The 26,726-nt window shown below is 62.5% G+C and carries 15 protein-coding genes; 13 read left to right on the top strand and 2 right to left on the bottom strand.

The window, feature by feature from the left end; translation table 11 throughout:
* Window positions 1-82: 82 nt before the first annotated feature.
* From LDB29_RS08440 to LDB29_RS08395, 10 genes are all read left to right on the top strand, one after another.
* The gene (locus LDB29_RS08440; protein WP_013846861.1) at window positions 83-2,233 is read left to right on the top strand and encodes a type IV secretion system DNA-binding domain-containing protein; all 2,151 of its coding nucleotides are present in this window, start codon (window positions 83-85) and stop codon (window positions 2,231-2,233) included.
* A complete protein-coding gene (mobF, locus tag LDB29_RS08435) occupies window positions 2,230-5,223 on the top strand; it encodes a MobF family relaxase (RefSeq protein ID WP_013846860.1) in 2,994 nt (997 codons plus the stop codon). Before LDB29_RS08440 ends, mobF begins: the two co-directional genes overlap by 4 nt.
* Before the next feature lie 117 nt (window positions 5,224-5,340).
* Window positions 5,341-5,823, top strand: coding sequence for a restriction endonuclease (locus LDB29_RS08430; protein ID WP_237751457.1), 483 nt, complete (start codon window positions 5,341-5,343; stop codon window positions 5,821-5,823).
* Window positions 5,824-5,837: 14 nt separating this feature from the next.
* On the top strand, window positions 5,838-6,377 hold the full coding sequence (locus LDB29_RS08425) for a lytic transglycosylase domain-containing protein (protein WP_013846858.1): 540 nt from the start codon (window positions 5,838-5,840) through the stop codon (window positions 6,375-6,377).
* Between the two features lie 565 nt (window positions 6,378-6,942).
* Complete coding sequence (gene ppsA / locus LDB29_RS08420; protein ID WP_030090317.1) at window positions 6,943-9,324, top strand: phosphoenolpyruvate synthase; 2,382 nt, start codon at window positions 6,943-6,945, stop codon at window positions 9,322-9,324.
* Window positions 9,325-9,654: 330 nt separating this feature from the next.
* On the top strand, window positions 9,655-10,851 hold the full coding sequence (locus tag LDB29_RS08415) for an IS256 family transposase (RefSeq protein ID WP_037449607.1): 1,197 nt from the start codon (window positions 9,655-9,657) through the stop codon (window positions 10,849-10,851).
* Between the two features lie 114 nt (window positions 10,852-10,965).
* Window positions 10,966-11,979 (top strand): universal stress protein, encoded by a 1,014-nt coding sequence (locus tag LDB29_RS08410; protein ID WP_013846856.1) that lies wholly within the window; start codon window positions 10,966-10,968, stop codon window positions 11,977-11,979.
* Window positions 11,980-11,982: 3 nt separating this feature from the next.
* Entirely contained in the window at window positions 11,983-20,394 is an 8,412-nt protein-coding gene (locus LDB29_RS08405; protein WP_030090319.1) for a GH36-type glycosyl hydrolase domain-containing protein, read from the top strand.
* Between the two features lie 111 nt (window positions 20,395-20,505).
* On the top strand, window positions 20,506-20,742 hold the full coding sequence (locus tag LDB29_RS08400; protein ID WP_013846854.1) for a hypothetical protein: 237 nt from the start codon (window positions 20,506-20,508) through the stop codon (window positions 20,740-20,742).
* A 54-nt stretch (window positions 20,743-20,796) separates the two neighbouring features.
* On the top strand, window positions 20,797-21,123 hold the full coding sequence (locus LDB29_RS08395; RefSeq protein ID WP_013846853.1) for a TraR/DksA family transcriptional regulator: 327 nt from the start codon (window positions 20,797-20,799) through the stop codon (window positions 21,121-21,123).
* 72 nt (window positions 21,124-21,195) lie between these two features.
* On the opposite strand, the gene LDB29_RS08390 is transcribed toward LDB29_RS08395, so the two are convergent.
* A complete protein-coding gene (locus LDB29_RS08390) occupies window positions 21,196-22,656 on the bottom strand; it encodes a bifunctional aminoglycoside phosphotransferase/ATP-binding protein (protein WP_119034650.1) in 1,461 nt (486 codons plus the stop codon).
* Between the two features lie 100 nt (window positions 22,657-22,756).
* Window positions 22,757-23,251 (bottom strand): Hsp20/alpha crystallin family protein, encoded by a 495-nt coding sequence (locus LDB29_RS08385; protein WP_013846851.1) that lies wholly within the window; start codon window positions 23,249-23,251, stop codon window positions 22,757-22,759.
* Between the two features lie 540 nt (window positions 23,252-23,791).
* On the opposite strand from LDB29_RS08385, the gene LDB29_RS08380 reads away from it, so the two are divergent.
* From LDB29_RS08380 to LDB29_RS08370, 3 genes are all read left to right on the top strand, one after another.
* Window positions 23,792-25,615: a PAS domain S-box protein gene (locus tag LDB29_RS08380; RefSeq protein ID WP_013846850.1), complete on the top strand. Its 1,824-nt coding sequence runs from the start codon at window positions 23,792-23,794 to the stop codon at window positions 25,613-25,615.
* Window positions 25,605-26,219: a response regulator transcription factor gene (locus LDB29_RS08375; protein WP_013846849.1), complete on the top strand. Its 615-nt coding sequence runs from the start codon at window positions 25,605-25,607 to the stop codon at window positions 26,217-26,219. Before LDB29_RS08380 ends, LDB29_RS08375 begins: the two co-directional genes overlap by 11 nt.
* Before the next feature lie 62 nt (window positions 26,220-26,281).
* A complete protein-coding gene (locus LDB29_RS08370) occupies window positions 26,282-26,713 on the top strand; it encodes a response regulator transcription factor (protein ID WP_013846848.1) in 432 nt (143 codons plus the stop codon).
* The last annotated feature ends 13 nt before the right edge of the window (window positions 26,714-26,726 follow it).

Genomic DNA, 26,726 nt, shown 5'->3' with positions numbered 1-26,726 from the left:
ATTATTCCCTGCCGGTCAGGGCCATCCCAAATCCGGGGGCATGCCGTAGCGCACCGCCAGCCGTTCGGGGGAGGGGCCGGCCATGAGCATCTTCCGCAACGACACGTTGGGGAGCTGGACGCGGGGCGGGCAGGCGATCGTCCACAATGTCCGCATGACCACCCAGGTCTTTTTCCAGACCGTGCTGGCCGGGCTGATCCTCTGGTTGATGGGGACCTGCTGGTATGCGTTCGAAAAGTCGACCGACTATCAGCGCTTCGTCCTCGCCAAGCTGGTGGAGGCGACCATCAAGGCGGATGCGGCGCCGGGGACCAATGACCCGGTGCTGTTCCGCACCCCCGACGGGCGCCAATACTGGACCTCGGCCGACACCCTCGCCGACTCCGGTGTCGCGAAGCAGGCGCTCCACAAACTCGAAAAGGACCTCATCCACGGGGCGGCCATTGCCGGTGTGGTCGCCCTCTTCGGACTGGTCAGTGCCTGGTTCTATTTTACCAGAACTGGGAAGGGGCTCGGCTCCAACGAATATCTGCGCGGCGCCCGCTTCGGGACGGCCTCGGAAGTGCGGCGCGCGCTCCGGGGGCAGAAGAAGGGGGCGCTCACAATCGGCGGCGTCGCCGTGCCGGAAGCCTTCGAGCCCGAACATATCCTGCTGGTCGGCGCTCCAGGAACGGGCAAGACCAACCTCATCACCACCATGCTCGAAGGCATCCGCAAGCAGGGTAAGCGGGCGATCGTCTATGACACGGCCGGGAGCTTCGTTGAGAAATTCTATCGCCCCGGCAGGGACATCCTGCTCAACCCGCTCGACAAGCGCACCGACATCTGGAGTCCCTGGGTCGATGTTCCGCGGGAGTATCATTACGACCAGATCGCGGAATCTACGATCCCCGACAAACATGGCGATCCGTTCTGGAGCAAGGCCGCGCGCGGCACGCTGGTCGCCGTCCTGCGCAAGCTCGCGCGGCAGAAGCACACGCTCATCTCGGTCCTGCTTGATCGGGTGCTGCGTTCCCCGCTCGCCGATCTTGCCGCCTATGTGAAGGGCACCGATGCCGCCGCTTTCATCTCCGCCGAGGGAGAGCGCACCTCGGCCGGCGTCCAGGCCGAGCTTGCCTCGGTCATGCGCAGCTTCGCCTATCTCGACGATACCGAGGACGGCTTCTCGATCCGGCGTTGGGTCGAGGACGAGAAGGACGACAGCTGGCTGTTCGTCACCGTCAAGGCCGACCAGCTTCCTTCGCTGCGCCCCCTGATCACGGTCTGGCTCGACATCGCGATCAGCGCGATCATGAGCCTCACGCCCGACCGCGACCGGCGGCTCTATTGCGTCATTGACGAATTGCCGACGCTCCAGAAGCTCCCCAGCCTATCCGACTTCCTCGCCCGTGCGCGCAAATATGGCGGCTGCGGCATATTGGGGTTCCAGTCCTATCCCCAGCTGACCGCGACCTACGGCAAGGAGGATGCGGCGGCCATCACCGGCTACTGCTCGACCTGGGTCGCGCTCCGGGCGAACGATAGCGACACCTCGGAACTTATCTCCAAAAACCTTGGCCGGGTCGAGCAGGTCGAAGCCAACGAGGGGATGAGCTACGGCGTCAATGACATGCGCGACGGGGTGAACCTCAGTCGCATGCAGGTGACCCGCCCGCTGGTTCTGGACACCGAGGTCACCCATCTGCCGAACCTTTCGGGTTTCCTCCGTTTCGGGCGCAATCTCCCCGTCGTCCGTTTCACCGATCGCTTCAATCCGCTGCCTTCGATCGCGGCCGCGTTCGTTGAACGCACCGAGCCCCCCAAAAGGCTGCCGCTCGGCAAGGCCATCATCTCCCAGGCGTGGGCAGAGCGCCGCGCGCGCCAGGCGCGGGAGGAGGCCGCGAGGCGAGGGCAGGGTCCGGGACATCCGGACACGCCGCCGTCTCCCGGAACGGGGCAAGGCGATCTTTTTACCGGCGAGGCCAATCCCCCGCCGGCGCGGGAGCCGACCCAGGAGCCGCCCAGCCTGCCGGATCCCCAGGACGCCGTGCCGCAGGATGAGGTGTTCGGACCCACCGACCACAGCGATTCCGGCATGACGGACGAGGGAGCGCCGATCGACGATCATCCCGACGAGGAGAACAGGGTTGCCACCCCCATCCCCTTGTTGGGGGCGACGCGCGGCACGATCCGTGTGCGGCTCGACAGCCATGGCCGTTCCGAAGGCCCGCGTGAGAAGGCGAAGCCGGCATGATCCATCCTCGCCGCCTCAAGGGGACACCCGCCAATATCGGCCGCTACTATACAATCGGCGACTATTATACCAAGGGCGGCAACGAACCCTCCGAATGGGGCGGCAAGCTCGCCGCCAGCCTCGGCCTGTCCGGGCCTGTCGACCCCAAGCAGTTCGAGGAACTGCTCGCCGGCAAGGTCGGCGACCAGCAGCTCGGTCGCCGGCGCAAGGAAGGCATCCAGCATCATCCCGGCTGGGATTTCACGATCAGCGCGCCCAAGTCGATCTCGATCCTGGCGCTGGTCACGGGCGACGAGCGCATCCTTGCCGCGCACGAGCGGGCGGTCGGGGTTGCGCTTGCCTATGCCGAGGAACATGCCGAGCTGCGCCGCCGGGTGGACGGCGAGATCGTCCACGAGACGACGGGCCGGCTGCTGTTCGCGCGTTTCACCGAATATGCCAGCCGCGAGCACGACCCGCAGCTCCATACCCATGTCGTCATTCTCAACATGACCAACCATCTCAATGGCGACCGCATGTCGAGTCTCGAGACGCGCTCGATGTATGCCGAGCAGCTCGTCATGGGTCAGATCTATCGCAACGAGATTGCCCGCGACGTGCGCGCGCTGGGGCATGAGATCGTGTTCGATCCGCGTAAGGGGCTGTTCGAGGTCGAAGGCATGCCCGGCCAGCTTATCCGTGACTATTCGCAGCGCGCCGAGCAGATCAACGAGCATGCCGCGGAGCACGGGCTTGAGGGACAGGCCCAGCGCCGGATCTCCTTCTTCGCGACCCGAAAGGCCAAGGAGACGATCGGCCTCGATGACCTGCGCGAGCAATGGCGCGTGCGTGCTGAACCCTATCGTGAAGATCTCGACAGGCTCCAGGCCGCGGCGCAGGAGCGGGGTGAACGAACCATCGAGACCGATCCGCGCGTTGCCCGCCGCGCCGCTCTGTTCGGCATCCGCCAGAATGAAACGCGCGAGGCGGTCAACAATATAGGCCGTCTCTATCGCACCGCGCTCGCATCGCATGTCGGTGAGGTCCGCCTGGGCGACGTGCGGCCGCTCTACGATGCGCAGGAGAACAAGGGCAAGCTGCTGGTCACGGTGCGCCAGACCGGCGACCAGCCGCTTCCGCGCGGCCGGACATCGCGCCGGACCGCCAAACTCGAACTCGCCCTGTCCGAGCATCTGTCGCTGGCCATGGGCGATGCGAAGCCGGTTGCCACCCGTGAACGGCTGGAAGAGGCTGCGACGGCCGCCAGGCTGAAGCCCGAACAGACCGCGGCGCTGATCGCCATCGGCAGCGGCACAAACCGGGCGGTCGGCGTGCATGGTGTCGGCGGCGCAGGCAAATCCACCCTGGTCGCCGCGTTGGTCGATGCGACCCGCGACGACTATACCACCGTGGCGCTCGCACCGACCTCTTCGGCGGCGGCGGAACTCGGGCACAAGGCGGGCATCGAATCCCGCACGCTCGCCTCGCTGCTCGCGAGCGGCGGTTATGGCATTACCGACAGGCATATTCTCGCGCTCGACGAGGCGGGCCAGCTCGGCAACCGCCAGGCGCTGCGCGTGCTGGAGATCAGCCGCGCGACCGGCGCGCGTCTCATATTCCTCGGCGACAATAAGCAGACGGGCGCGATCGAGCAGGGCAAGGCCTATTGGCTGCTCCAGCAACTCGGGCTGCCGACTAGCCAGCTCAAGGAGTCGCGGCGCCACCTGACCGACGCGACGCAGGAGGCCGCGGACATGGCGCGCAAGGGCGACTATGCCGCGTCGCTCGCCGCGCTGGATCGCGTGACCACCGGCGACACCGCGGAGAACCTCGCCAAGGCGATGGTCGCCGATTGGACCCGGCTCAAACCGGAGATACGGGGCGAAACCAATATCCTCGTCCTCGACAACGCGACCCGTCTGATCGTCAACAGCCATATCCGCGAAGTCCTGAAACGCGAGGGCACCGTCGCGGCCGAAGACCATCGGCTCGAAGTGCTGACCCCGTCCGGCCTGACCGACCAGGAAAAGCAGATGGCGCGCTTCTACAGCGCGGGCCAGGTGCTCAAGTTCACGCGCGACAATCCCAGGCTGGGGATCGCACGCGACGCCGACTATCGCGTCGTCGGGGTCGGCCGGAACAATCATGGCCGCCAGGTCGTGCGCCTGGTCGACGAGCATGGCCGCCAGATCGAATGGCGTCCGGGCCTCGGCAAGGCGGCGCATGTCAATGTGTTCCTGCCTGAGAAGCGCGACCTTGCCCAGGGCGACCGCATCCAGTGGCGGCTGGTCAACAAGGAACTCGAGGTCAAGAATGCCGAACGCGGCACCGTTCTGGCGCTCGAGGGCAATATCGCGACGATCAGATGGGACCGCGGCGAGCGCGTCCAGCAGGTCGATCTCTCGGTCCACCGGACCTGGGATCATGGGTATTCGGAAACCGTCTATTCGTCGCAGTCCAAGACCTATGACCGCGTCTATGCGCTGGCGCCTGTGGAATCCGGCCTCGTCAACGGTCAGAACTATTACACCGCCATCACTCGCGCCGCCTATGGCGTGAAGCTCTGGACCGAGAGCCAGCAACGTCTCGCGGAAAAGCTCGCCTCGCGATCGGGCGAGAAGACCTCGTCGCTCGAAGGGCTCGGCCGGATCAGGGCCGACAGCCACAAGATGCGGGGACTTCGCCACAAGGACCGGCACGACCGCTCCCGCGAGGAGAATGCCCGCGAGCGCGCCGCCCGTAATGCCGAGCGGGAGCAGCGCGAGCGGAAACGGCAGGGCCGCTCCGAACCCCGCCCGAACAGTCTTGCCGAGATCCTCGCCGGCCGCGCGCAGGAGGCTGCCTCGCTGGTCGACCGCTTCCTGCGCGGCACGATCGAACGGGACCGTCAGCACGCGCCGGCGGAGCCCGATCGCGCGGGTACGCGCGAGCCTGTCCACCAACCAGAACCCCAATCCCAACCTCAGCCGCAGCACGATCATGGCGATCGTGGCGGCGGGCATGACCGATAGGAGAAGATGATGGAACTTTTGCTGATGGCGATCGCCTGCGCCGCCCTCGTTGCCCTGCTATACCGCCATTATCGCGTTCCGATCCGTCATCGCTGGCGACGCCGACAGGCTCGAACGATGTGCGAGCAGCTGCGCGGACCGGATCGCGATCAGCCCGCCGTCTTGCACTATGCCCGGCTGCGCGCGATGGATCCGCTGGCGTTCGAGGAATTACTGCTCGAAGCCTTCGAGCAGCGCGGGCACCGCGTCATCCGTAATCGCCGCTATACCGGGGACGGCGGCGTCGACGGGGAGGTCATCATCGATGGCCGGCGCTGGCTGATCCAGGCGAAGCGGTATCGCGATGCGATCAAGCCTGAACATGTGCGTGAGTTCGCCATGCTTTGCGCTGCGCGGCGGCGGCGCGGCATGTTCATCCACACCGGTCGCACCGGCGGGATGAGCCGCACGATCTGTTCGAGCGCCGATGGCATCGAAATCGTCTCCGGGCAGCGATTGCTTGCGCTGCTGACCGGCGCTCCGTTCGAGCCGGATGGTCTGCCGTCTCGCGATCTTCTTCGACGTGGCCCCTCCGATTTTCGTGATCGGATAGTGCAATGAGGGCGTGTCGATCAATGATTTTCCAGGCCTCGGTAGCGGGAAGGGCGCTCACCAGTATAGCGATCCTGTCCGTCATACTGACGCCGGCTCCTGTGCTGGCGAAGCAAGCTGCACCTGGTGAGGTCGCCGAAATCGCCCGTTGCATCCGCGTCGCCGCGCGGGGGCGTGCCTGGCTTGAAAAGACGCTTTGGGGCTTGCGGACACAGGAGGCTGGCTGGCTGGGCGCGGAGATCGCGAATACCAACGGCACCCACGATCTCGGGCCGCTTCAGATCAACAGTAGCTGGGTGCCGAAAATGTCCCGACTGCTCGAACGACCCCAGGAGCAGATCCGTCATTGGCTGCGCTACGATCCCTGTTTTAATGTCGAGGCGGCACGCTGGATATTCCTGTCCGGGCTGGAAGCGACCGGAGACTATTGGAAAGCGGTTGGCGTCTATCATAGCCCAACCGAGGCGAGGCAGGTCGCCTATGCGAAGAAGGTCGCAAGCCACATGCGTCGGCGGTTTGGCCCGGACGTGTTTGCGGCAAGCCGCGGGAACCTGGTGAGGTAGTTTTGGGCGATGAATACAAGCGGTTGAATAGCTTTCAACGCTGGACTCCAAGGCTGGGCAGGCAGCCCGTTCGCTGCATCTGCCCTCCGAGGTCATCCCTTTTCAGCGAACACTGGGATCGTACCTAAGATCGTGCGCTGGCCACCTGCGCTTTGCAGCTTCCGCCCCAATTCAGCGATGCGTCGTTCGCCGTCCTCTTACGTCAGTGTACTCCTTCGATGGGGCTGGCGGACTTGCACAGCTTGGCAGGCTTGGTGGACGGCCTGCGATCTGCTGATCGGTGAAACTGACGACAGGCAGGCAATGGCGCGATAGGGTGAGTATTACGCCCGCGCCCGCAGTTCGTCGATCATGCATTTGTGTTGCCCATAACCTGCTCTCGATCTTGGGCCATCCGGCCGGAGCTGATCCGGTCAATCTGATGATCGAGCCGAAGTCCATCGATACACTCAGGAGCCTTACGTAGTGACGTTGCCAGTCGGCGCGGTGATGGTGACCACAAAAGAGGTGGCTGGGTGAAACCTTGAGGCGGCCTCTGGCACCTTACGCAAGCTGGAGATGAGCTATGTCCAAGCCGATGATTTTGTGGTTCGAAGACATCGGTATCGCTGATGTGCAGGCCGTAGGCGGCAAGAACGCGTCTTTAGGCGAGATGACCGCGGCCCTCGCTCAGAAGGGCGTGAAGGTGCCCTCTGGCTTTGCCACCACTGCGGACGCTTACAGGGCGTTCATTCACGACAATGAGCTTGCACCCCGCATTACGGAACATCTCTCCGCCTTCCACTCCGGCGGATGCACCCTTCAGGAAGCGGGGCAGGCTATAAGGAGTCTGTTTCTGGAAGCGGAAATGCCCTCCCATATCGCCGAGGAGATTGTGTCCGCTTATGCGGAACTTGGCCGGCGTACCGGCACAGAGCGTCCCGCCGTTGCCGTGCGCAGCAGCGCGACCGCCGAAGATCTGCCGGATGCGAGCTTCGCGGGCCAGCAGGAAACCTTCCTCAATGTCCGGGGCCGGGCCGCACTTCTGGCGGCCTGTCGTCGATGCTTCGCCTCGCTGTTCACCGATCGCGCGATCAGTTACCGCGATGCGAAAGGCTTCGATCATCTCGAGGTTGCGCTGTCGATCGGCATTCAGCAGATGGTCCGCTCGGACCTGTGCGGATCGGGCGTCATGTTCTCGATCGATACCGAAACTGGCTTTCCAAATGCTATCGTCATCAGCGCCGCCTGGGGGCTGGGCGAGACCGTCGTCCAGGGGAGCGTAAACCCGGACAGATATGTCGTATTCAAACCGCTTCTCGCGCAGCCGGGGACCGAACCGATCATCGACAAGGAGTTGGGCGGTAAGGCGTTCCGCATGGTCTATGGGGAAGGCGGAAGCCACCGTACGAGGATCGTCGAGACAACCGAGCAGGAGCGTCAGAGCTTCGTTCTCGATAACAGCGATATCGTCCAGCTCGCGCGGTGGGCCGTGGCAATCGAGGACCATTACCAGCGTCCCATGGACATGGAATGGGCGAAGGACGGCGAGACTGGTGAACTCTACATCGTCCAGGCGCGTCCCGAAACGGTTCAGGCCCAGGCCAGCACTTCGACATTCCGGCATTACCGCCTCAAGGAGAAAGGCGACCCGCTATTGACGGGCGCGGCGGTGGGAACAGCCATCGCTGCTGGCAAGGCTTGTGTCATCCGGACCGCCGCCGACATCGCCCAGTTCCGGGACGGGTCTATTCTCATCACTGAGACGACTGACCCCGATTGGGTTCCGGTCATGAAACGCGCGGCGGGGATCGTGACCAATCATGGCGGCACCACCAGCCACGCTGCCATCGTCAGCCGCGAACTCGGTGTTCCCGCAATCGTCGGCACCGGAAACGCGACCGAGATCATTGCCGAGAACAGCGAGATCACGATCAGCTGCGCTGACGGTGACGTCGGAACAATCTACGCCAGCATACTCGATTTTTCCGTGACGGACGTGGATATCGGCTCCCTGCCGGCCACCCGGACGGACATCATGGTCAATATCGCGAACCCGGCGGCGGCATTCCAGTGGTGGCGGCTTCCTGCCCGAGGGGTCGGCCTTGCGCGCATGGAGTTCATCATCAACGCGCATATCAAGGTGCATCCGATGGCACTGGTTCACCCGGATCGCGTGAGCGCTGAAGCTCAACGGCAAATACGCGATCTGACCAAGGGGTATTCCGACCCATCGGAGTTTTTTGTCGATGTCCTCGCGCGCGGCATCGCGAAGCTTGCAAGTCCCTATTACCCGCACCCCGCCATCGTGCGCCTGAGCGATTTCAAAACGAACGAATATGCGCACCTTGTGGGCGGCGACGCCTTCGAGCCGGATGAGGAGAATCCGATGCTCGGCTTCCGCGGCGCCTCGCGCTATTACGATGAACGGTATCGCGAAGGCTTCGCTCTCGAATGCCGCGCGCTCAAGCGGGTCCGGGAGGAACTGGGCTTCTCGAACGTCATCGTCATGGTCCCCTTCTGCCGCACGCCGGCCGAGGCGGATCGCGTGCTCGAAGCGATGGCCGAGAACGGTTTGCGCCGCGGGGAGAATGGGCTGCAAATCTACATGATGTGCGAGATACCCTCGAACGTCATTCTCGCCGAGCAGTTCGCTACGCGCTTCGACGGATTTTCCATCGGCTCCAACGACCTCACCCAGCTTGTGTTGGGTGTCGACCGCGATTCCGGGATTCTGGCCAATCTCTTCGATGAAAGAGACGAAGCCGTCACCCGCATGATCTCGGAAGCCATTCGCAAGGCGCACGCGGCGGGCATCAAGATCGGCATATGCGGCCAGGGGCCGAGCAACCATCCGGACTTTGCGGCGTTCCTGATTTCGGAGGGTATCGATTCCATGTCGCTCAATCCCGACAGCTTCGTGCGAACGATCAAGGCCGTCGCGGAGGCGGAGGGACAATCGGGCTGAGCGCCGGGTGAAATGACACTGATGCGAGGTACAGGAAATTGCGTCTACCGGTGCTGATCCGCCTGGGTTCACCCGCATATTGTCGCGCAATCGCGAGCTCGGGAAGGTTACCCGAGAACGTCGTCTGAGTCCGGCGGCATTCGTAAAAGCCCTAATGGCCCCATCCTGGAACCGCCGATAGCCTTTGAGTGCTGGCTGGAATCGGGGAACAGGGTCCGGCCAGATGACGTTGAGGTAGTGTGCGGGATGTTCTGCAAAATCCATTGAGGATTTGAGCGGCCATGGCAGGCTGGTGATGTTCAAAGTCGCCAACCCCAATGGAGCCCCACCATGACCAGGAATGAGAATAGACCATCGATAGCGGCCGTCAAAGATTTGATGGGCGCGAACCGCGACGCCTTGCGGGAGATCGTGCAGGATTTGCTGCAGGAGATGCTGGAAGGTGAGATGACCGATGTCCTTGGCGCCTCGAAGAGCGAACGCATTGACGGCCGTGTTGGCTATCGATCCGGACATTACAATCGGACGCTGATCACGCGGGTGGGCAAGCTGGAGCTGCGGGTGCCGCAGGATCGCGACGGCCGTTTCTCGACCGAGCTGTTTGAGCGCTATCAGCGCTCGGAGCAGGCGCTCGTGGCATCGTTAGCCGAGATGTACGTCCAGGGTGTGTCGACCCGGAAGGTGAAGGCTATCACCGAAGAGCTTTGCGGCCACAGCTTCTCCGCCTCGACCATCTCAGCGATCAACAAGCGACTGGACGAGAGCCTGACAGCCTTTGCCCGACGTCGGCTGGACGAGCCGTTCGCCTACCTCATCATCGATGCCAAATATGAGAAAGTCCGCCAGGCAGGCGTGGTGCGCTCCTGCGCCGTACTCGTCGCACTGGGTGTGGACTGGGAAGGCCGGCGCCAGATTCTGGCTGTAGAGCTCGCCAACCGCGAGAGCCGCTCTTCGTGGAAGGACTTTCTCGTCGGCCTCAAGGAGCGCGGCCTCCACGGTGTCGAATATATCGTTGCCGATGACCATGCGGGTTTACGAGCCGCTGTTCGTGAAGTGTTGCCAGATGCCTGGTTCCAGCGCTGTTACGTGCACTTTTTAAGAAATGCTCTCGACCATCTGCCGCGTAAAGCTGATGACGACTGCCTGCAGGAGCTGCGTTGGATCTACGATCGTCGCGAACTATCAGAGGCCAAAAGCGATCTGGCTGCCTGGCTGAGAAAATGGTCGCCACGATACCCCAAGCTCACCAGCTGGGCGGAAGAAACCATCGAGGAGACGTTCACCTTCTACCGGCTTCCGCGGCAGCATCATAAACATATGAAGAGCACCAATATGCTCGAGCGCTTTAACGAAGAAATCAAACGCAGGACGATCGTCCTGCGTATCTTCCCCAATGAAGACAGCTGTTTGCGCCTCATACGCTCGCTTGCTGTCGAGACCCACGAAAACTGGCTCGAAGCCAACCGCTATCTCAACATGAACGACCTTAAGGAGATGAAGAAAGCCGATCTACGTCAAGCCGCCTAGCCAGCATGCCCGCCGCTATTTGCAGAACTTGACGCACACAACCGACGTTGATAGCAACAGTCGGAATGAGCGCCGCCGGTAGCGGGGAGACGGACGGCAACAGGAGGTTTTCCTATGTCTGCCGTATCTGCCTTTCCATCCTTCTCCCAGCCCCGAATGTCCGCGAAGACATCCGGCGTCGTCGCGTGCATCGATTGCACCGATCGCAACGCGTGGATCTATCCACACGCTCTTGCTCTGGCTTCAACGCTCGACGTTCCGGTAACGCTGCTTCAGGTCTTGGACAGAGACGCGTCGCCCGACGCACGGCCTGACCCCATCGAGTGCAATCTTCGTCGCCGCGAGGCCATGCGGGTGCTCGATCGTTGTGCTGCGACGATCGAACCGTCCTCATCTCAAACGACCATTGAGCTCGCAGAAGGACCGGCGGCGGAGGAAATCTGCCGGTACGTGCGGGAGTGTGACGAAGGGATGGTCGTGCTGGGCAGGCGCGGACGAAAGGAAGCCGGCCGCGACGGCGTCGGGGGCACAGTCCACAAGGTGCTGTCCCAGGCACCAGGCCCTGTCCTGCTTGTTCCGGTGGAAGCGCCCGTCCCGGGTTCGGCCTATCGACGGATCGTGGTGCCGCTCGATGGCTCGCGCTGGGCCGAAAGCGTGCTGCCCCTTGCGGTGCGCCTCGCGAAGGCAGCCGACGCTGAGCTGCTGCTCGTTCATGTCGTCCCCACGCCCGAAATGATCCAGGCGCGACCCCTGGAAACCGAAGACGAGACGCTGCGCGAAAACCTGATCGAACGCAACGAGCAGGCCGCGCGCAGCTATCTGGATCGGACCAGGTCCAATCTTTCGGCGATGGGCCTTCGCGCTCGCGCGATTGTCATCCGTGGCGGCGACGTTCGCGACACGCTTTGCGCGTTGATCGATCGCGAAGCGGCTGATCTCGCGGTGATGTCCGCACGCGGGCACGGGCATCAGCATGTCAGGGACGTCCCGTACGGAACGGTTGCCTCCTATCTGATGGCCCATTGCAGTGTCCCGATGCTCGTCCTGCCTTCGGCGAGTCGCAAGGCGCAAATGACTTCGCCTGCCGCCAGCCAGAGCGTGAGATTGCCAACGGCCATTCAGGTCTGATTGATGGCCGATTATGAGGAGCGCGATCCGCTCGCCGGGGCGGCGGAGGAGGTCGCCGACCGTCATCGCCTGACAGGACTGCTCGGCAAGTCGGTGCCGCTGCCCGCATGGGCGCATCTCGAGGAGATGAAGACCTGGCTGAGGCAGGCCCGACAGGCGGCCGCCAAGGCCGACAAGCGCGCAGGCGCCGCGGCTGAATGGCTGCTCGACAACGATTATCAGATACAACGCGCCATCCTGCAGATCCGCGAGGATCTTCCCGGAGAGTTCTACGCGAAACTTCCGGCGATCTCCGGGGACGGGCTCGGTCGCCCTCGCGTGCATCAGCTTGCCCATGCCTTGCTGCAGGCTTCTCACCTGCAGGTCTCGCTGAATGGCGCGGTGCTGTTCGTAGAGCAATATCAAAAGAAGATGCCGCTCAGCATCGCCGAGACCTGGGCCTTCCCGACCATGCTGCGCATAGTCTGCCTGGAATTGCTCATCGGAGGTTTCAGCCACCTCTTCCCGGAGGTCGAGCCGCCCTTTGAGATCGTCGAGACGCCCGACACGGCGATGGTTGGTTTTGACGATACGGAATGCGTCGCGCGCGCAATCGCGAACCTTGGCGTGATCGCGACGATTCAATGGAACGACTTCTTCGATCGAACGAGCCAGGTCGAAGCCATCCTCCGGCGCGACCCGGCAGGCGTCTATCCACATATGGACTTCGATACGCGCGATCGATATCGCCATGCGGTCGAGCAGCTTGCCGACCAGTCGGGACTCCCGGAATGGGATGTCGCCGAGCGTGCCTTGCGCCAGTGCTATAGCAGCGACGAAGCGCCATCGGGCCATGTAGGCTTCTGGCTCATCGATATCGGACGGCCTGCCTTTGCCGACGCGATCGATCCTCGTCCATGGACGCCGGGCTCGATATTGCGACGCGCGCTGCGTTATCCAGGCCTGCTTTATGCAGCCGCCTTGCTGCTCGCGGGCCTTGCGGGCTTTGCTCTACCCGCAGCCTATCTGGTTTCCACCGGCGCCACCGCCGGATCCTGGCTTCTAGGGATCGCGCTCACCCTGCTACCCGCATCGATCCTGAGCATCACCTTCGTCAATTGGCTCGTGACCCACATCGTTCGGCCGAACGTACTCCCCAAGCTCGATTTCAAGGACGGCATCCCCGAAAGTTCGGCGACGGCAGTCGTGATGCCTGTCTTGGTCGCGCGATTGTCGGATATCGCGCCGCTGCTTCGGCGCCTGGAGGCACACCGCCTTTCCAATCCCGATGCCGCGCTCGAATTCGTGCTGCTCAGCGATTTCGCCGATGCGTCACAGGAAAGTGTCTCGGTCGATGCCGATATCGTTCGCGCGCTGACCAGCGGGATCGAGGAACTCAACGCGCGCTTTGCCAATGCCAAGGGACATGGGCCGTTCCATTTGCTGCATCGGCCACGACGGTTCAACGCGGCCCAGGGCTGCTGGATGGGCTGGGAGCGAAAGCGCGGAAAGCTTGAGCAGTTCAACGCCTTCATCCTGAACGGAGATGCGTCCCCCTTCAATGTGACCGTCGGTAGCATCGAACGGTTGCGGCGATGCCGTTTCGTGATGACGGCCGATGCCGATACCAGGTTGTCGGCCGGCATCGTCCGGCGACTGGTGGGGACGCTATCTCATCCCCTTAACCGCGCCCACTTCAACGCTGCGACCGGCGCGGTCGAACGAGGATATACGGTTCTTCAGCCGCGCGTTGAGCTGGCGCCGGAAGCGACCGGCCAATCCTTGTTTTCGCGCCTCTATGGCGGTGACACGACCATCGATATCTATTCGCGCGCCGTATCCGACGTCTATCAGGATCTGCTCGGCACAGGCGTCTACGTGGGCAAGGGCCTCTATGATGTGGCGGCCTTTCATCGGAGCCTCGAAGGGCGCGTTCCCGAGAATACACTTCTCAGCCATGACCTGTTCGAAGGACTGCACGGGCGAGCGGCGCTGGTCAGCGATGCGATCGTTTATGAGAGCTTCCCGACCAGCTATCTCGACTTCACCTGGCGCTGGCACAGATGGGTCCGTGGGGACTGGCAGATCCTGCCATGGCTCTTTCCCTTCGTGCCCGGCGGCGATGGCCGATGGCTGCGCAACCGGCTCGGCTGGTTCGATCGGCTGAAGATATTCGACAATTTGCGGCGCAGCATAATTCCAGCGAGTATTGTGGCGCTGCTGGTGGGTGGATGGTTTCTTCTCCATGGGCAGCCCTGGGTCTGGACCTTGCTTGCCGTCATCGCGCCCGGTGCATATCTCTTTACGGACCTCGTGACCGGCCTCGCGCAGGGCCGCCGCCGCGGCGTCATGCAGAACCTGCTGCGACGTCTGGCGGATCACGCGGGTCGCTGGTTTCTCGCTATCGTCTTTCTCGTCAGTGACGCGATGATAGCGCTGCATGCCATTGCCATCACCCTATGGCGTCTCCATTCGGGCCAAAGAAAGCTCGAATGGACGTCGGCCGCCCACATGGCGACGCGCAACGCGGCGCGACATCCGCGACTGGCGGCATGGCGTGACATGGCCGCCTCTCCGGTGTTCGCGCTGATCATCGGCGCGGGTCTGTTCCTTGCGGCGCCCGCTTCCCTGCCTGTCGCGGCTCCCCTGCTGCTGCTCTGGTTCATTGCGCCTGAGATCGCGATCCGGATCAGCCGTCCGATTGAGCCGGCAAAGGACACGCTGTCCGAAAACGATCGAAAGTTCCTGAGACTGATGGCGCGGCGCACCTGGCTCTTTTTCGAGACCTTTGTGCGCCCCGAGGACAACTGGCTGCCACCCGATAACTATCAGGAGCCGCCCGACGAGGAAATCGCGCACCGAACCTCGCCGACCAACATCGGAATGATGATGGTATCGGTCCTCACTGCCTGGCGCCTCGGACATATCGGCCTCAACGAGGTTGCGACACGGCTTCACAACACGCTCGATACGTTGGATCGCCTGGACCGCTACCGCGGCCATATTCTCAACTGGTACGAGACGAGAACGCTCGCGGCCCTGGAGCCCCGATATGTTTCGACCGTCGACAGCGGAAATCTCGCGGTCAGTCTGATCACCGTCGCGCGAGCCCTTCAGGAAGCCAGAAGCTTGCCACCGGTCGCCACGGATTTGTGGCGAGGGTTTGACGACAATATCGAGTTGCTCGCCGAAGCGATTGCGACGATCGACCTCGAAGCGGCCTCCGCCGCCGGCTCGATCCTTGAGGCTATGCGGGAAACCGCCCGCAGGATTGAGGAAGGGAGGCAAGACTGGGCCGAGAGGATCGACGATCTCCTGTCGATCGATCTTCCTCGCCTGCGCGAGCAGATTACCCTGATGGCCGAAAGCGTCGGCGAGGATGAAATCGCCTCCCTGCGGAATGTCCAAGCCTGGCTGGAGCGGCTCGAACATCATCTGTCCGGCATGCGGCGAGACCTTCGGCTGTTCTCGCCCTGGTGGGAGACGCTCGCGGCGCATCCGGCAGAGTGTTCGAACGTCGCGGCAAAAGTCGCCGACCTGTTGGCGAACGACCGGCTGCCGTCCACGCACGCGGGCGCCGCGGCAGCAATTGGCGTCCTCAATGCGGCGAGAGACCAGCTACCGGCGGAAAGCCGGCAATGGGCGCACGATCTCCAGGCGGCGATCGAGGAAGGCCAGGCGGCCCGGCAAGCGCTTCATGACCGCCTCGATGACCTCTCCAGTCGCGCTAACGCCGCCGCGCACGCCATGGACTTCTCGTTCCTGTTCGATGCCGGCAGCCGGCTCTTTCATATCGGCTACAATGTGAGCGCCGATCGAATAGATCCGCACCACTACGATCTGCTCGCCAGCGAAGCACGCCTCGCCAGCTTTTTCGCCATCGCGAAGGGCGACATAGAGCCTCTGCACTGGTTCCATCTCGGGCGGCCCATCACCAAGCAGCACGCAGGCCTGGCGTTGATATCGTGGAACGGCTCGATGTTCGAATATCTGATGCCGAACATCTTCCTGCAGAGCGATCCCCAAACCCTGCTCGGAATGAGTGACCGGACCGCGATTGCTATCCAGATCGCATTCGGGCGGTCACATGATATGCCTTGGGGTATTTCGGAGTCGTCCTTCGCATCGATGGGCGAGGACCGCGTCTACCGATATCACGCATTCGGCGTCCCTGCGCTCGGCCTCCAGCGAGGTCTGGGGCGCGATCTGGTTATCAGCCCCTATGCGACGGCGCTGGCGCTGACGATCCGGCCCGCGCTGGCGACGCGCAACCTTCAAACTCTGGCGGATCTTGGCCTCATCGGCCGATACGGATTTTTCGAAGCGGTCGACTTCACGCCCGAGCGGGCGCCTGACGGTGAACGCTTTGCCGTCGTGCGCTCCTACATGGCTCATCATCATGGCATGAGCCTTGCCGCGCTCGGAAACGCGTTGTGCGATGACATGCTCGTGCGCTGGTTCCACACCGATCCTCATATCCGCACCGTCGACCTGCTCCTTAACGAAAGGATTCCATGGGAGCTGCCGCCCGAGATCGCGCGGCTTGAGGTTCGTGAGCCACAGCCGGAACCCGACGAACTGATTCCGGGCCTTTACGGCTGGGCACCCACTCGGCGCCGTGGGGAGCACGCGTGGCAGATTCTCGGCAATGGCCGGCTTTCGAGCCGCATTCGGACAGACGGTGCAGGTGGGCTGAGCTGGAACCAGCATGCCCTGACCCGTGGGGACGCAGGTTTCTGGATCTATCTGCACGACCGGGATGCAGATGTTACCTGGTCGGCAACGGGCGGCCCCTTTTCTCGACCCGAAGACGCGCCGGAGGTGATCTTCCAAGCGCATCAGGTGGAGTTCCACCAGCGCGCCCACGGCTTGTCGGTCACGACAACGATCAATGTCGCCAATGCCGACGACCTGGAGATCCGGCGTGTCGCTCTTGTCAATGATAGCGATAAGCCCCGGACCATCGAAGTCACGGGCTACGCGCAGATCGTTCTGGCTCCGGCCCAGGACGCGGCGCGCCACCCTGCCTTCAGCAAGCTGTTCGTGGGGGCGGAAGCCTTGCCTGGCAATGACGGCCTGCTTTTCACGCGGCGGCCGCGCAGTTCGGCGGAACGTCCGCCCGTCCTGCTGACCCGTGTGATCGGGGATGAAGATGGCGTTACCCTGCTCGGTCTCGAAGCCGATCGCAGCGCTTTCATCGGACGATATGGGTGCCCCAGGCGGCCCGCATTGTTGACCGGGGAACTGCCTGGTGGCCCGCTCGGCTGGACGCTTGATCCGATCTGCGCGATCAGGATGACGGTGGAACTGCCTCCGCGCGCGCGACGTGAATTCGCCTTCGTCACCATTGCGGCTGGATCCCGGCAATCGGCCCTCGAACTTGCCGAGCGCTTTACCACCCTGCCGTCACTCGACTGGGCTGTGAGCGATACGGCAAGTGCGGCGGCGCGCGAGATGCACAAGCTGGGCCTGCAGCCGCACATCGTGCCGCAGGCGCAGGCGTTGCTGTCCACTCTTCTCACCAGAGCGGCAGAGCCGGGATCGGCCGGCGCGCGCACATTTCGGCGCGGGGACCTTTGGGCGCTCGGGATATCGGGCGACCATCCTATTTTGATGCTGCGTTCCGGAACCGCGGAGCAGCAGGACCTGCTTCGACAGCTTCTCTCCTTCCACAAGCTCATGCGGCAGCGTGGTATGCCGATCGACCTGGTGGTGACGCATGAAGGAACGTCGGGCTATATCGAGCCCGTCCGCGAGCGTCTTCTGGAAGTGCTGAAGGATGCCGGGCTACAGGATCGCCTTGGCACCCATGCCGGGATACACCTCGTCGGCATCGGTCCATCCGATGGCGAGCGGGCGGCGCTTCTCGATCAGGTTGCCCGCCTCATCCTTGACGAAGCCGGCGGCAGCCTAGTCGACCAGCTTGCGCGATACGACCAGCCGCCGCATCCGGGCCCGCTGTTCGCGCCGGTCGGGGCGAACTCCGGTACAATCATGACGGCGCCCGTACCGCGCCCGGCTGATCTGCAATTCGATAATGGGTGGGGAGGCTTCGATCCGGATACGGGCGACTATACTATCTATCTGGAACCCGGTGCGCCGACCCCTGCGCCCTGGGCCAACGTCCTCGCCAACGACGGCTTCGGGACGATCGTGACCGAGGGCGGTCTGGGCTTCACCTGGGCGATAAACAGTGGTGAAAACCGTCTCACGCCGTGGTTCAACGACCCTGTCGAAGATCCTCAAGGCGAACGCCTTTATCTGCGCGATGAGGAAAACGCACGGCTCTGGACGCCGACGCCGCTTCCGGCCGGTGGAGACACGGCATGCCGCATCGATCACGGCCCCGACCGTACGTCCTGGCACCGGCATAGCGAAGGCCTTGAACAGGAGCTCTCCGTCATCGTGCCGACGCACGACACCGTGAAGCTTGTCCGGCTTCGCTTGCGTAATCAGTTGCCGCGTCCGCGCCGGATCACGGCTACCTACTATGCCGAATGGCTGATGGGCGCTGTGCAAGGAGAACAGGCGCCCCTGCGCCGCTCATTCTATGATCCGATCTCGCACGCGATTCTCGGCCAAAATCCCTGGACCGACGAATTTGCCGACCGCATCTCCTTTCTTGCTTCGACACTTCCGGTCCACACGCTCACCACCTCACGCTACGATTTTCACGGCGATGACGCCGACCCCACCAGTCCCCTCGGACTTCTGAACTGGGATCTTGGTCACCGGCAGCATGCTGCCGGTGACGACTGCTGCGCCGCCCTGCAGGTCCATCTTGATATCCCGGCTGAAGGAACCGCAGAAGTTTGCTTTGTGCTGGGGCAGGGCGACGACCTGGATCACGCGCGTGACCTTGTCCGTCGCTGGCAGGACCCATCGGCCTTCGAGACCGCGGCGCGGGAGTGTGCCGGTTTCTGGAAGGACAGGCTGGACGCGGTGCAGGTCAAGACGCCCGATCCCGCCTTTGACCTGATGGTCAACCGGTGGCTGCCGCACCAGTCGCTCAGCGCCCGCATCCGCGCTCGCGCGGGCTTTTATCAGGCGAGCGGCGCTTTCGGTTTTCGCGACCAGCTGCAGGATGTTCTGGCACAGATCCATGCCGATCCGAATGCAACACGGCAGCATATCCTTGCCGCGGCTGCCCATCAGTTCGAGGAAGGCGACGTGCTGCATTGGTGGCATCCGCCATTGGATCGCGGCGTCCGCACGCGCTGCTCGGACGATCTGGTCTGGCTACCGTACGCCGTTGCTCATTATGTTGAGGCGACCGGAGACAAAACCATCCTGAGCGAGCTGGTTCCTTTTCTGCGGGCGCCCCCGCTCACGGCCGAAGAAACCGATCGCTATGCGCGTTTCGAGGTGAGTGACTACACGCAATCCCTGTTCGTTCATTGCGAGCGCGCGCTTTCCCACGCCTACCGCCTCGGGTCTCATGGCCTCCCGCTGATTGGTGCAGGGGACTGGAATGACGGCATGGATCGCGTGGGCAACCGGGGGCATGGCGAAAGCATATGGCTCGCCTGGTTTCTCATCGCGACCATCCGAAATTTCACGCGTCATTGTGTGGATGCGGACCGGAACGAGTTCCGCGACCATTGGAACGGCCGCGCAGAGACGCTTGCGGCCGCGGTGGAACGGTCGGGGTGGGATGGCGAATGGTATTTGCGCGCATTCGACGACGACGGCCGTCCATGGGGCGCGTCGGAAGAACAGGAATGCCGCATCGATTCCATCGCGCAGTCGTGGTCCGTATTGTCGGGTGCCGGCAAGGTCGAGCGTACCCGATCGGCGCTCGCTTCGGCCAGACGATATCTGGTTCGGGATGACGACAGTCTCGTGCGTCTGCTGGATCCGCCCTTTGACCGCACGCCGCGTGAGCCGGGTTATATCAAGGCCTATCCGCCGGGAATTCGCGAGAATGGAGGCCAGTATACCCACGCGGCAAGCTGGCTCGCGCTCGCGTTCGCGCGCACGGGGGATGGTGATGGGGCCAAGGCGCTCTTCGACCGAATCAATCCTATTCAGCATGCCGCGACGGCTCGCAGCGCCGCCCATTATCGAACCGAGCCTTATGTCGTGGCGGCTGACATTGCCGGCATGGAGCCCCACCTCGGCCGAGGTGGCTGGACCTGGTACACGGGTGCCGCAGCCTGGACATGGCGGTTGGCGGTAGAGGAGATTCTTGGCGTTCGGCTCGTGGGCGGCGAACTTCAGGTGCGCCCCGTCTTGCCCAGGGACTGGGAGAGCGTCGAATTGACCCTGCGGCGAGGCCGTGGGTCTATTCATGTGACGATCGAGACGGATGATACTCTGGAGAGCGAAGAACCGGTAATCGAGGTTGAAGGGACGCTCTGGGACGCACGCGGAATCCCGTTCCCCGAGAACGATCATACGCGGATAGTCGTCGTGCGGGTTGCGCAGCGAGCCTGAAGAGCAATCCAGGACCGGGGCCAACGTGTATCCGGTGCTTTACGTAGCGCCCAGTGCTTCAGGCTCGGCTACAGGAACACTTCTCAACACCTTGTTGCCGGGGAGCGACCGATGAGCACCATTGAAGAACTTAAGGCTGATCTTGCCAAGCTCCGGGACGAAGCCAAGGTCCAGGTGCATCTGGGCGCGATGGAAGCTCGCGAGGAGTGGGACGAGCTCGAAACCAAATGGCACCATTTCGTTGCAGAAGCTCGCCTTCAGGAGAGCGGCGGTAACATCAAGGCCGCGCTCCAGGTGCTCGCTGATGAACTTCGTTCGGCTTACCTGCGTCTGAAGAAGGCGCTATAAATCTGCACCGAACCCCAAGCCGATTTCGGTACCTACTGTTCTGAAGGAATCTCCGTGACTGACACAGCCGCCATAGAAGAGCGCCTGACAGAGCGACTGTCGGAACTTCGCGCTCGGCTGACGCGAGTGAATGCGGATCTGGCTGAGCCCCTTAATGCGGACTCATCGGAACAGGCCGTCGAAGTCGAAGATGATGCGGGTCTGGAAGCCGAGGCAAGCTTGATCGTGCGGGAGGCCGCTTCGATCGATCGTGCCCTGGAGCGAATTGCGAAGGGCACCTATGGCGAATGCGTTCGTTGTGGGTCGCAGATTGCACCGGCTCGGCTGGATGCACGGCCGGAGGCAGCATTGTGCATCGATTGCGCGCGCGCCGAACAATGATCGGCATCGCGACCTCACCGGATGGAGAATCCCTTCGGCTGGGGCGACATGCGCGGCCTGCATCATTCCCCGTCACAAATGGCGAACATCCAGGACGTCCATGACTTGCGTTGCGACCGTCTTGCGGTCATCCGCCGCGTTGACGCGGTGCCAGTCGATCTCACCCAGATCATAGCGAGTCTGCAATTCGACAACGGCGCCGTTGGCGTCGGAAGCGTCATGTGTCCGGGCGGATACCCTCGCCGTCAGCATATCGGGTGATGCGTCGAGCCATATCCCATCGAACCGCACATCTCGTCGCAGTGCGACCTGATGGATCTCCGTGCGCTCTTCAGGCTTCGCATGGACAGCGTCGGCCACCACCGAATGCCCGGCGTAAAGCATGTGTCCCGCCAGCCGTCTCAGCTCTGTGTAAATCGCTGCGTTCGCGGACAGGGTATATGCGTCTTTGGGAAGCGGCGATTCTGGCGGCACGCCGGCAAGTCGCTTCCGCAGCACATCGGATCTCAGAATACGCGCGCCTGGAACCTCGCCGAGGGAATGGCCGATCAGTTTCGCTATTGTGGACTTGCCGGATCCGGAAAGCCCGCCAATGGCGACGAGCCGCGCGGGCACCGGTTCGAGCACTGCGCGCGCCAGCGTCAGATAGGCGCTGGCCTTTTGGGTCAGAGCTTCGTCTGAACCATCGCTCGCCTGTGCGGCCGATGTATGGGCGCGAATCCCGGCTCGGATCGAAAGAAACAACGGCACAAGGGCCACGCCGGCATCGTCCTGAGGGGAAATGTCCAGATAGCGATTGAACAGGGCATTCGCTTCGCAATGAAGGCCGCGGCCCCATAAATCCATGAGTAGGAACGCAAGGTCGTAAAGGACATCGCCGGTCGCAAGTTCGGGACTGAATTCCAGGCAGTCGAACAGGACGGGGCTCCCGTCGATCACGGCAATGTTACCCAGATGCAGATCGCCATGGCCATGTCTCACGCGCCCGCTTCGCGCACGTGAATCGAGCAGATCGGAGTGCTGGGCCAGCAGGGCGACTTGCCTGTCGATCAGGTCTCTCACGAGCCGAGCGGGAAGAATGTCGGGGAATCGAGCCATGCTTCGATCATTCCCGGCAATGACGGCTTCCAAACGGCTGCGCCCCGATCCGGACAGGCACGTCTCGGCGCCATCATGAAATGCCTTGATCCGGTCTGCGAGCTGCGTGATCAGCACATCGGTCAGGCCACCTTGGGTTGCCACATGATCGAGCAAGGCGTCATCGGGAAAGCGGCGCATCTCCAGAAGCCAATCGACAGGTTCTCCGTCGCCATCGAGGTTCAGGCAGCCCGCCGAATTCTTGGATACCGGGCGAACCGCCAGGTAGAGTTCCGGCGCGGTCCTGCGATTAAGCCGTAGCTCCGCTTCCAGGGCGGCGCGGCGTCTATCGGCGGTTGAAAAATCCAGATAGTCGAACTGGACGGCACGCTTGAGCTTCCATGCGCGATCGCCGACGAGGAATAGACGCGCCGCATGCGTGTCGATCCGACGCATGGGCTCTCCAGAGCCGAAGGCTCGTCCCTCGAGAAGGGTTATGACGTCGGCTTGCGGGTCTGCGTGGTGCCGAGGTCCCGTCGAAGCCTCCGGCAAACTGCTATGCCTGCCCGATTTCGATCTTCCGACTCCGCGCTGGCGCATTTTCATCCTTGGTCAGTGTGACGGTGAGGACACCATCCTTGAATGCAGCGGTGATCGCGTTCGGGTCAACGTCGCTGGGCAAGGATACCTGGCGCCGGAAGGAGCCATATCGCCGTTCGCTGAATACATAGCCCTTGTCCTTGCGTTCGGTCTCCTCCTTCTTTTCGCCGGCTATCGTCAGGAGACCGTCAGCGACGCTGATATCGATATCATCATCGGACAGGCCAGGGAGCTCGGCGGTGAGGCGATAGGCCTTGTCCTCATCGACAAGTTCAACAGCCGGAACTGGCGCGATTGAAGATCGATTGCCGACACCGAACAGACTGGCGGCGGGGCGGCCAAAATCTTCGAAGAGGCGGTCAATCTCCGTGCGAAGCCAATCAACCGGATGATCGAGAATTGGGCTGATCGGATTGGCCTTGGACGTGGTCGCTGGAACCTGATCATTCATGGCGGACCTCCTGCGAAATGAATGCTCGAGGTCCGGATTGGGCGGGGGGGGATGGCCGATGAATCAGGCCAACAGCGATCCGGCCCTCGAGCGAGGAGGAGGCTATGCGGTTGCCTGGGTGGGCTCTATCCGGAAAGTTACTGAGGGGCGTTTGGGGCGCTCACCATCTCACAATGGACCCGCGGGTCCATTGGTTCAGGTAGCAGCGCGCAAGTCGCACGGATGATGACAATCCGAAGAGCCCGGCCTAAAGAACGCCGACGGTTTGAAGCTCGTGGATGCGACGGTCTGGACATGTTTCCAGCGCTGAACTCCAAAGCAAGTAACATCATCGTTGAGATGGTTGCCAATTTTAATGGATCGCACGAGGCGCTGTTGATAGGCTTGAGACAGAAAGGGGTATCAGCGCTTGCTGCTTCCTTCTGACGACGAAGAGGCAGAGTCATCATTAAAACCGCTCCGCGATCCGGGAAATTCCTCCATTCATGGCAAGCGGGTGCCATTGCGCCACTGGTTGACCGTTCGATCCATGCCCGGCTTTTGACCGCGTCCCTTGCGGGACTGGCTATCGCCGTCATCGCGGTGGTCACACGATGGCAGCTTGGCCGGCAGATCGACGAGAGCGTTCATTATTTCGTCTCTCTCGGCGTGGCCGGTATGGTGCTCGTGGCGCTCAGGCCGGATATCGTGGTGTTGGCGGGCGTCACGCTCGTTACCCTTACGACGCTCGCAATCGTTGACGGTTGGCCGACCGTGGCAGAACAGTGGGTTGCCCTGTTCCTGTTTCTCGCCGCCATGGCTCTGCTTTGGCGGAATCACCATCGTACTCTCTCACGCGCTCGCGATCTCGCGGACGGGACGAGGATGCTGGCCGCAGAACTGAACCTGCTCATCGATGGGGCGGAAGATTATGCGATCTATATGCTCGATGCTGAAGGACGGGTCACGATCTGGAACGGGGGCGCCGAGCGTCTGAAAGGCTGGACAGAGGCCGAGATGGCCGGCCAGCTTACAGATCGGTTTTATCCGGCCGATGTCGTCGCCAGCGGCAAGCCGACGTCCTTGCTTGCCGAAGCACAACACCGTGGCAAGATCGAGATCGACGAGTGGCAGATTCGTAAGGATGGCAGTGAGTTTCTGGCTCACATTTCCATCACCGCGTTGAAAAAACCCGACGGATCGTTGGGCGGTTTCGCGACAATTGTCCACGACATCACCGACCAGCGAGCAACGCTGAGCTCTCTTCGCAACAGTGAAGCGCATCTTCGTTCGATTTTGTCGACGGTCCCCGATGCAATGATCGTCATCGATGAAGGCGGCACGATGGTGTCGTTCAGCACGGCGGCCGAGCGTTTGTTCGGTTACACTCAGGAGGAAGTCCTGGGTTCCAATGTCAGCATGTTGATGCCCTCGCCTTATCGCGAACGCCATGACGGTTTTCTCGAGCGCTATCTGCGTACAGGAGAGAGGCGCATCATCGGGATCGGACGCGTGGTTTTTGCACTGCGAAAGGATGGGACGACCTTCCCGATGGAGTTGTCGGTTGGAGAAGCGGCCGGCGAGAGCCAGCGGCTGTTCACCGGCTTCATTCGCGATCTGACGGATCGCCAAAGGACACAGGAGCGGCTAGAGCAGCTTCAATCCGAACTGATCCACGTCGCGCGCGTCAGCGCGATGGGGACGATGGCGTCGACGCTCGCCCATGAGCTGAATCAGCCGATCACCGCCGTAGCCAACTATCTCGAAGCGGTCCGGGACCTGCTCGACCAGCCAGATCCCGATGATCTGCCCGACATCCGGGAGGCGCTGACAGACGCCGCGGGGGAAGCGATGCGCGCGGGTCATATCGTGCGCCGTTTGCGTGATTTCGTTGCCAGGGGGGAGGTCGAGAAGACTGTCGAGAACTTGCCCAACCTCATTAACGAAGCGGCTGCCTTCGGCCTGATGGGCGCGGGCGAGAAATCGATCGAAACCCGCATGGACATCGATCACGAAGCTGCGACGGTCCTCGTCGATAAGGTCCAGATCCAGCAGGTCCTCGTGAACTTGATCCGCAATGCGGTCGAGGCCATGAATGCGCGCGCCAGGCCTGTGCTCACCATCCGCACCGGTCCCGACCAGGCGGGTTTTGTGCGTGTCACGGTGTCCGATACCGGCACGGGAATGGCCCCCGAGGTCGCTGCCCAGCTCTTCAAGGCCTTTGTCAGCACCAAGTCGGACGGCATGGGGTTGGGTCTCTCGATTTGTCGAACGATTGTCGAAGCCAATGGCGGGCGCATCTGGATGGAGCCTGCGGAAGGGGGCGGCACGCAATTCCATTTCACACTGGTCAGGGCAGATAGGGAGCAATCTTATGGAGGATAAGCGGATCGTCCACATCGTCGACGATGAAGATGCAATCCGTCGATCTGCCGGTTTCATGCTCAAGAAATCAGGTTTCTCGGTCGAAACCTGGTCCTCCGGTGTTGAATTTCTGAAAGACGTGAGGAACGCGGCCGAGGGCTGCATTCTCCTCGATGTGCGTATGCCTCAGATGGATGGGCTCGAAGTCCAAAAGGAATTGAACGAACGCGGTATCGCGATGCCCGTCATCATCCTGACCGGGCATGGCGATGTGTCGATCGCTGTAAGCGCGATGAAGGCCGGCGCAGTCGACTTCATCGAGAAACCGTTCGAGAAGGCGGTGTTGCTCGCGGCTATTGAAAGTGCCTTCGAACGGCTTGCCGACGTTGAAGGCAGGGCAACCCGCGCCGCCGACGCAACGATCCGCATCGCCGCTCTGTCCGGGCGCGAACAGGATGTGCTCAAGGGGCTTGCGCGAGGACTGCCAAACAAGACGATCGCTTATGATCTTGGGATTTCGCCGCGCACCGTAGAGGTGCATCGCGCCAACCTCATGACCAAGCTGGGCGTTCGCAGCCTGTCGGAGGCGCTCCGTATCGCGTTTTCCGCGGGGATCACGGGCTGAGGATCGGGACACTTACGTAGCGACCCGGGGATCGTTTCCTGACATCGTCCGAGGGACCAGCAATGCCGCTGGGCCGATGGTGTGAGATGTCAGGCGAGAATATTGCGGCCCCGTTGCGGGAACGCCCGCGTCTTCTTCTGGTCGAGGATGACGCCGGTGTTCGCCGTTCACTGCAGCTTCTCTTTCGTGCGCAGGGTTTTGACGTCCGGGCCTATGCGGCTGGTGCGGCGCTTCTGGACGATCCGTTATCGGGGGATGCCTGCTGCTTCGTTGCTGATTTTCGATTGGAGCAGAGCGATGGCATCGAGGTGCTTTGCCGCCTGCGCGAACGTGGCTGGCCGGGTCCAGCCATACTCATCACCGCGTTCCCATCGGCCGAACTGACCGAGCGTGCCTTGGCGCAGGGGTTCGCCCAGGTTCTGGAAAAGCCCCTGCGGGAACATGCGCTGACTGGCGCGCTTGCCAGGCTGACGGGCGTGGGAAAGCGCATTTGAAACGACGCTCGAC

The sequence above is a fragment of the Sphingobium sp. CFD-2 genome (assembly GCF_024611135.1).
Taxonomy (GTDB): Bacteria; Pseudomonadota; Alphaproteobacteria; order Sphingomonadales; family Sphingomonadaceae; genus Sphingobium; species Sphingobium fuliginis.
The sequence above is the reverse complement of the archived record's forward strand: the minus strand, read 5'-3'. Positions and strand labels throughout refer to the sequence as shown.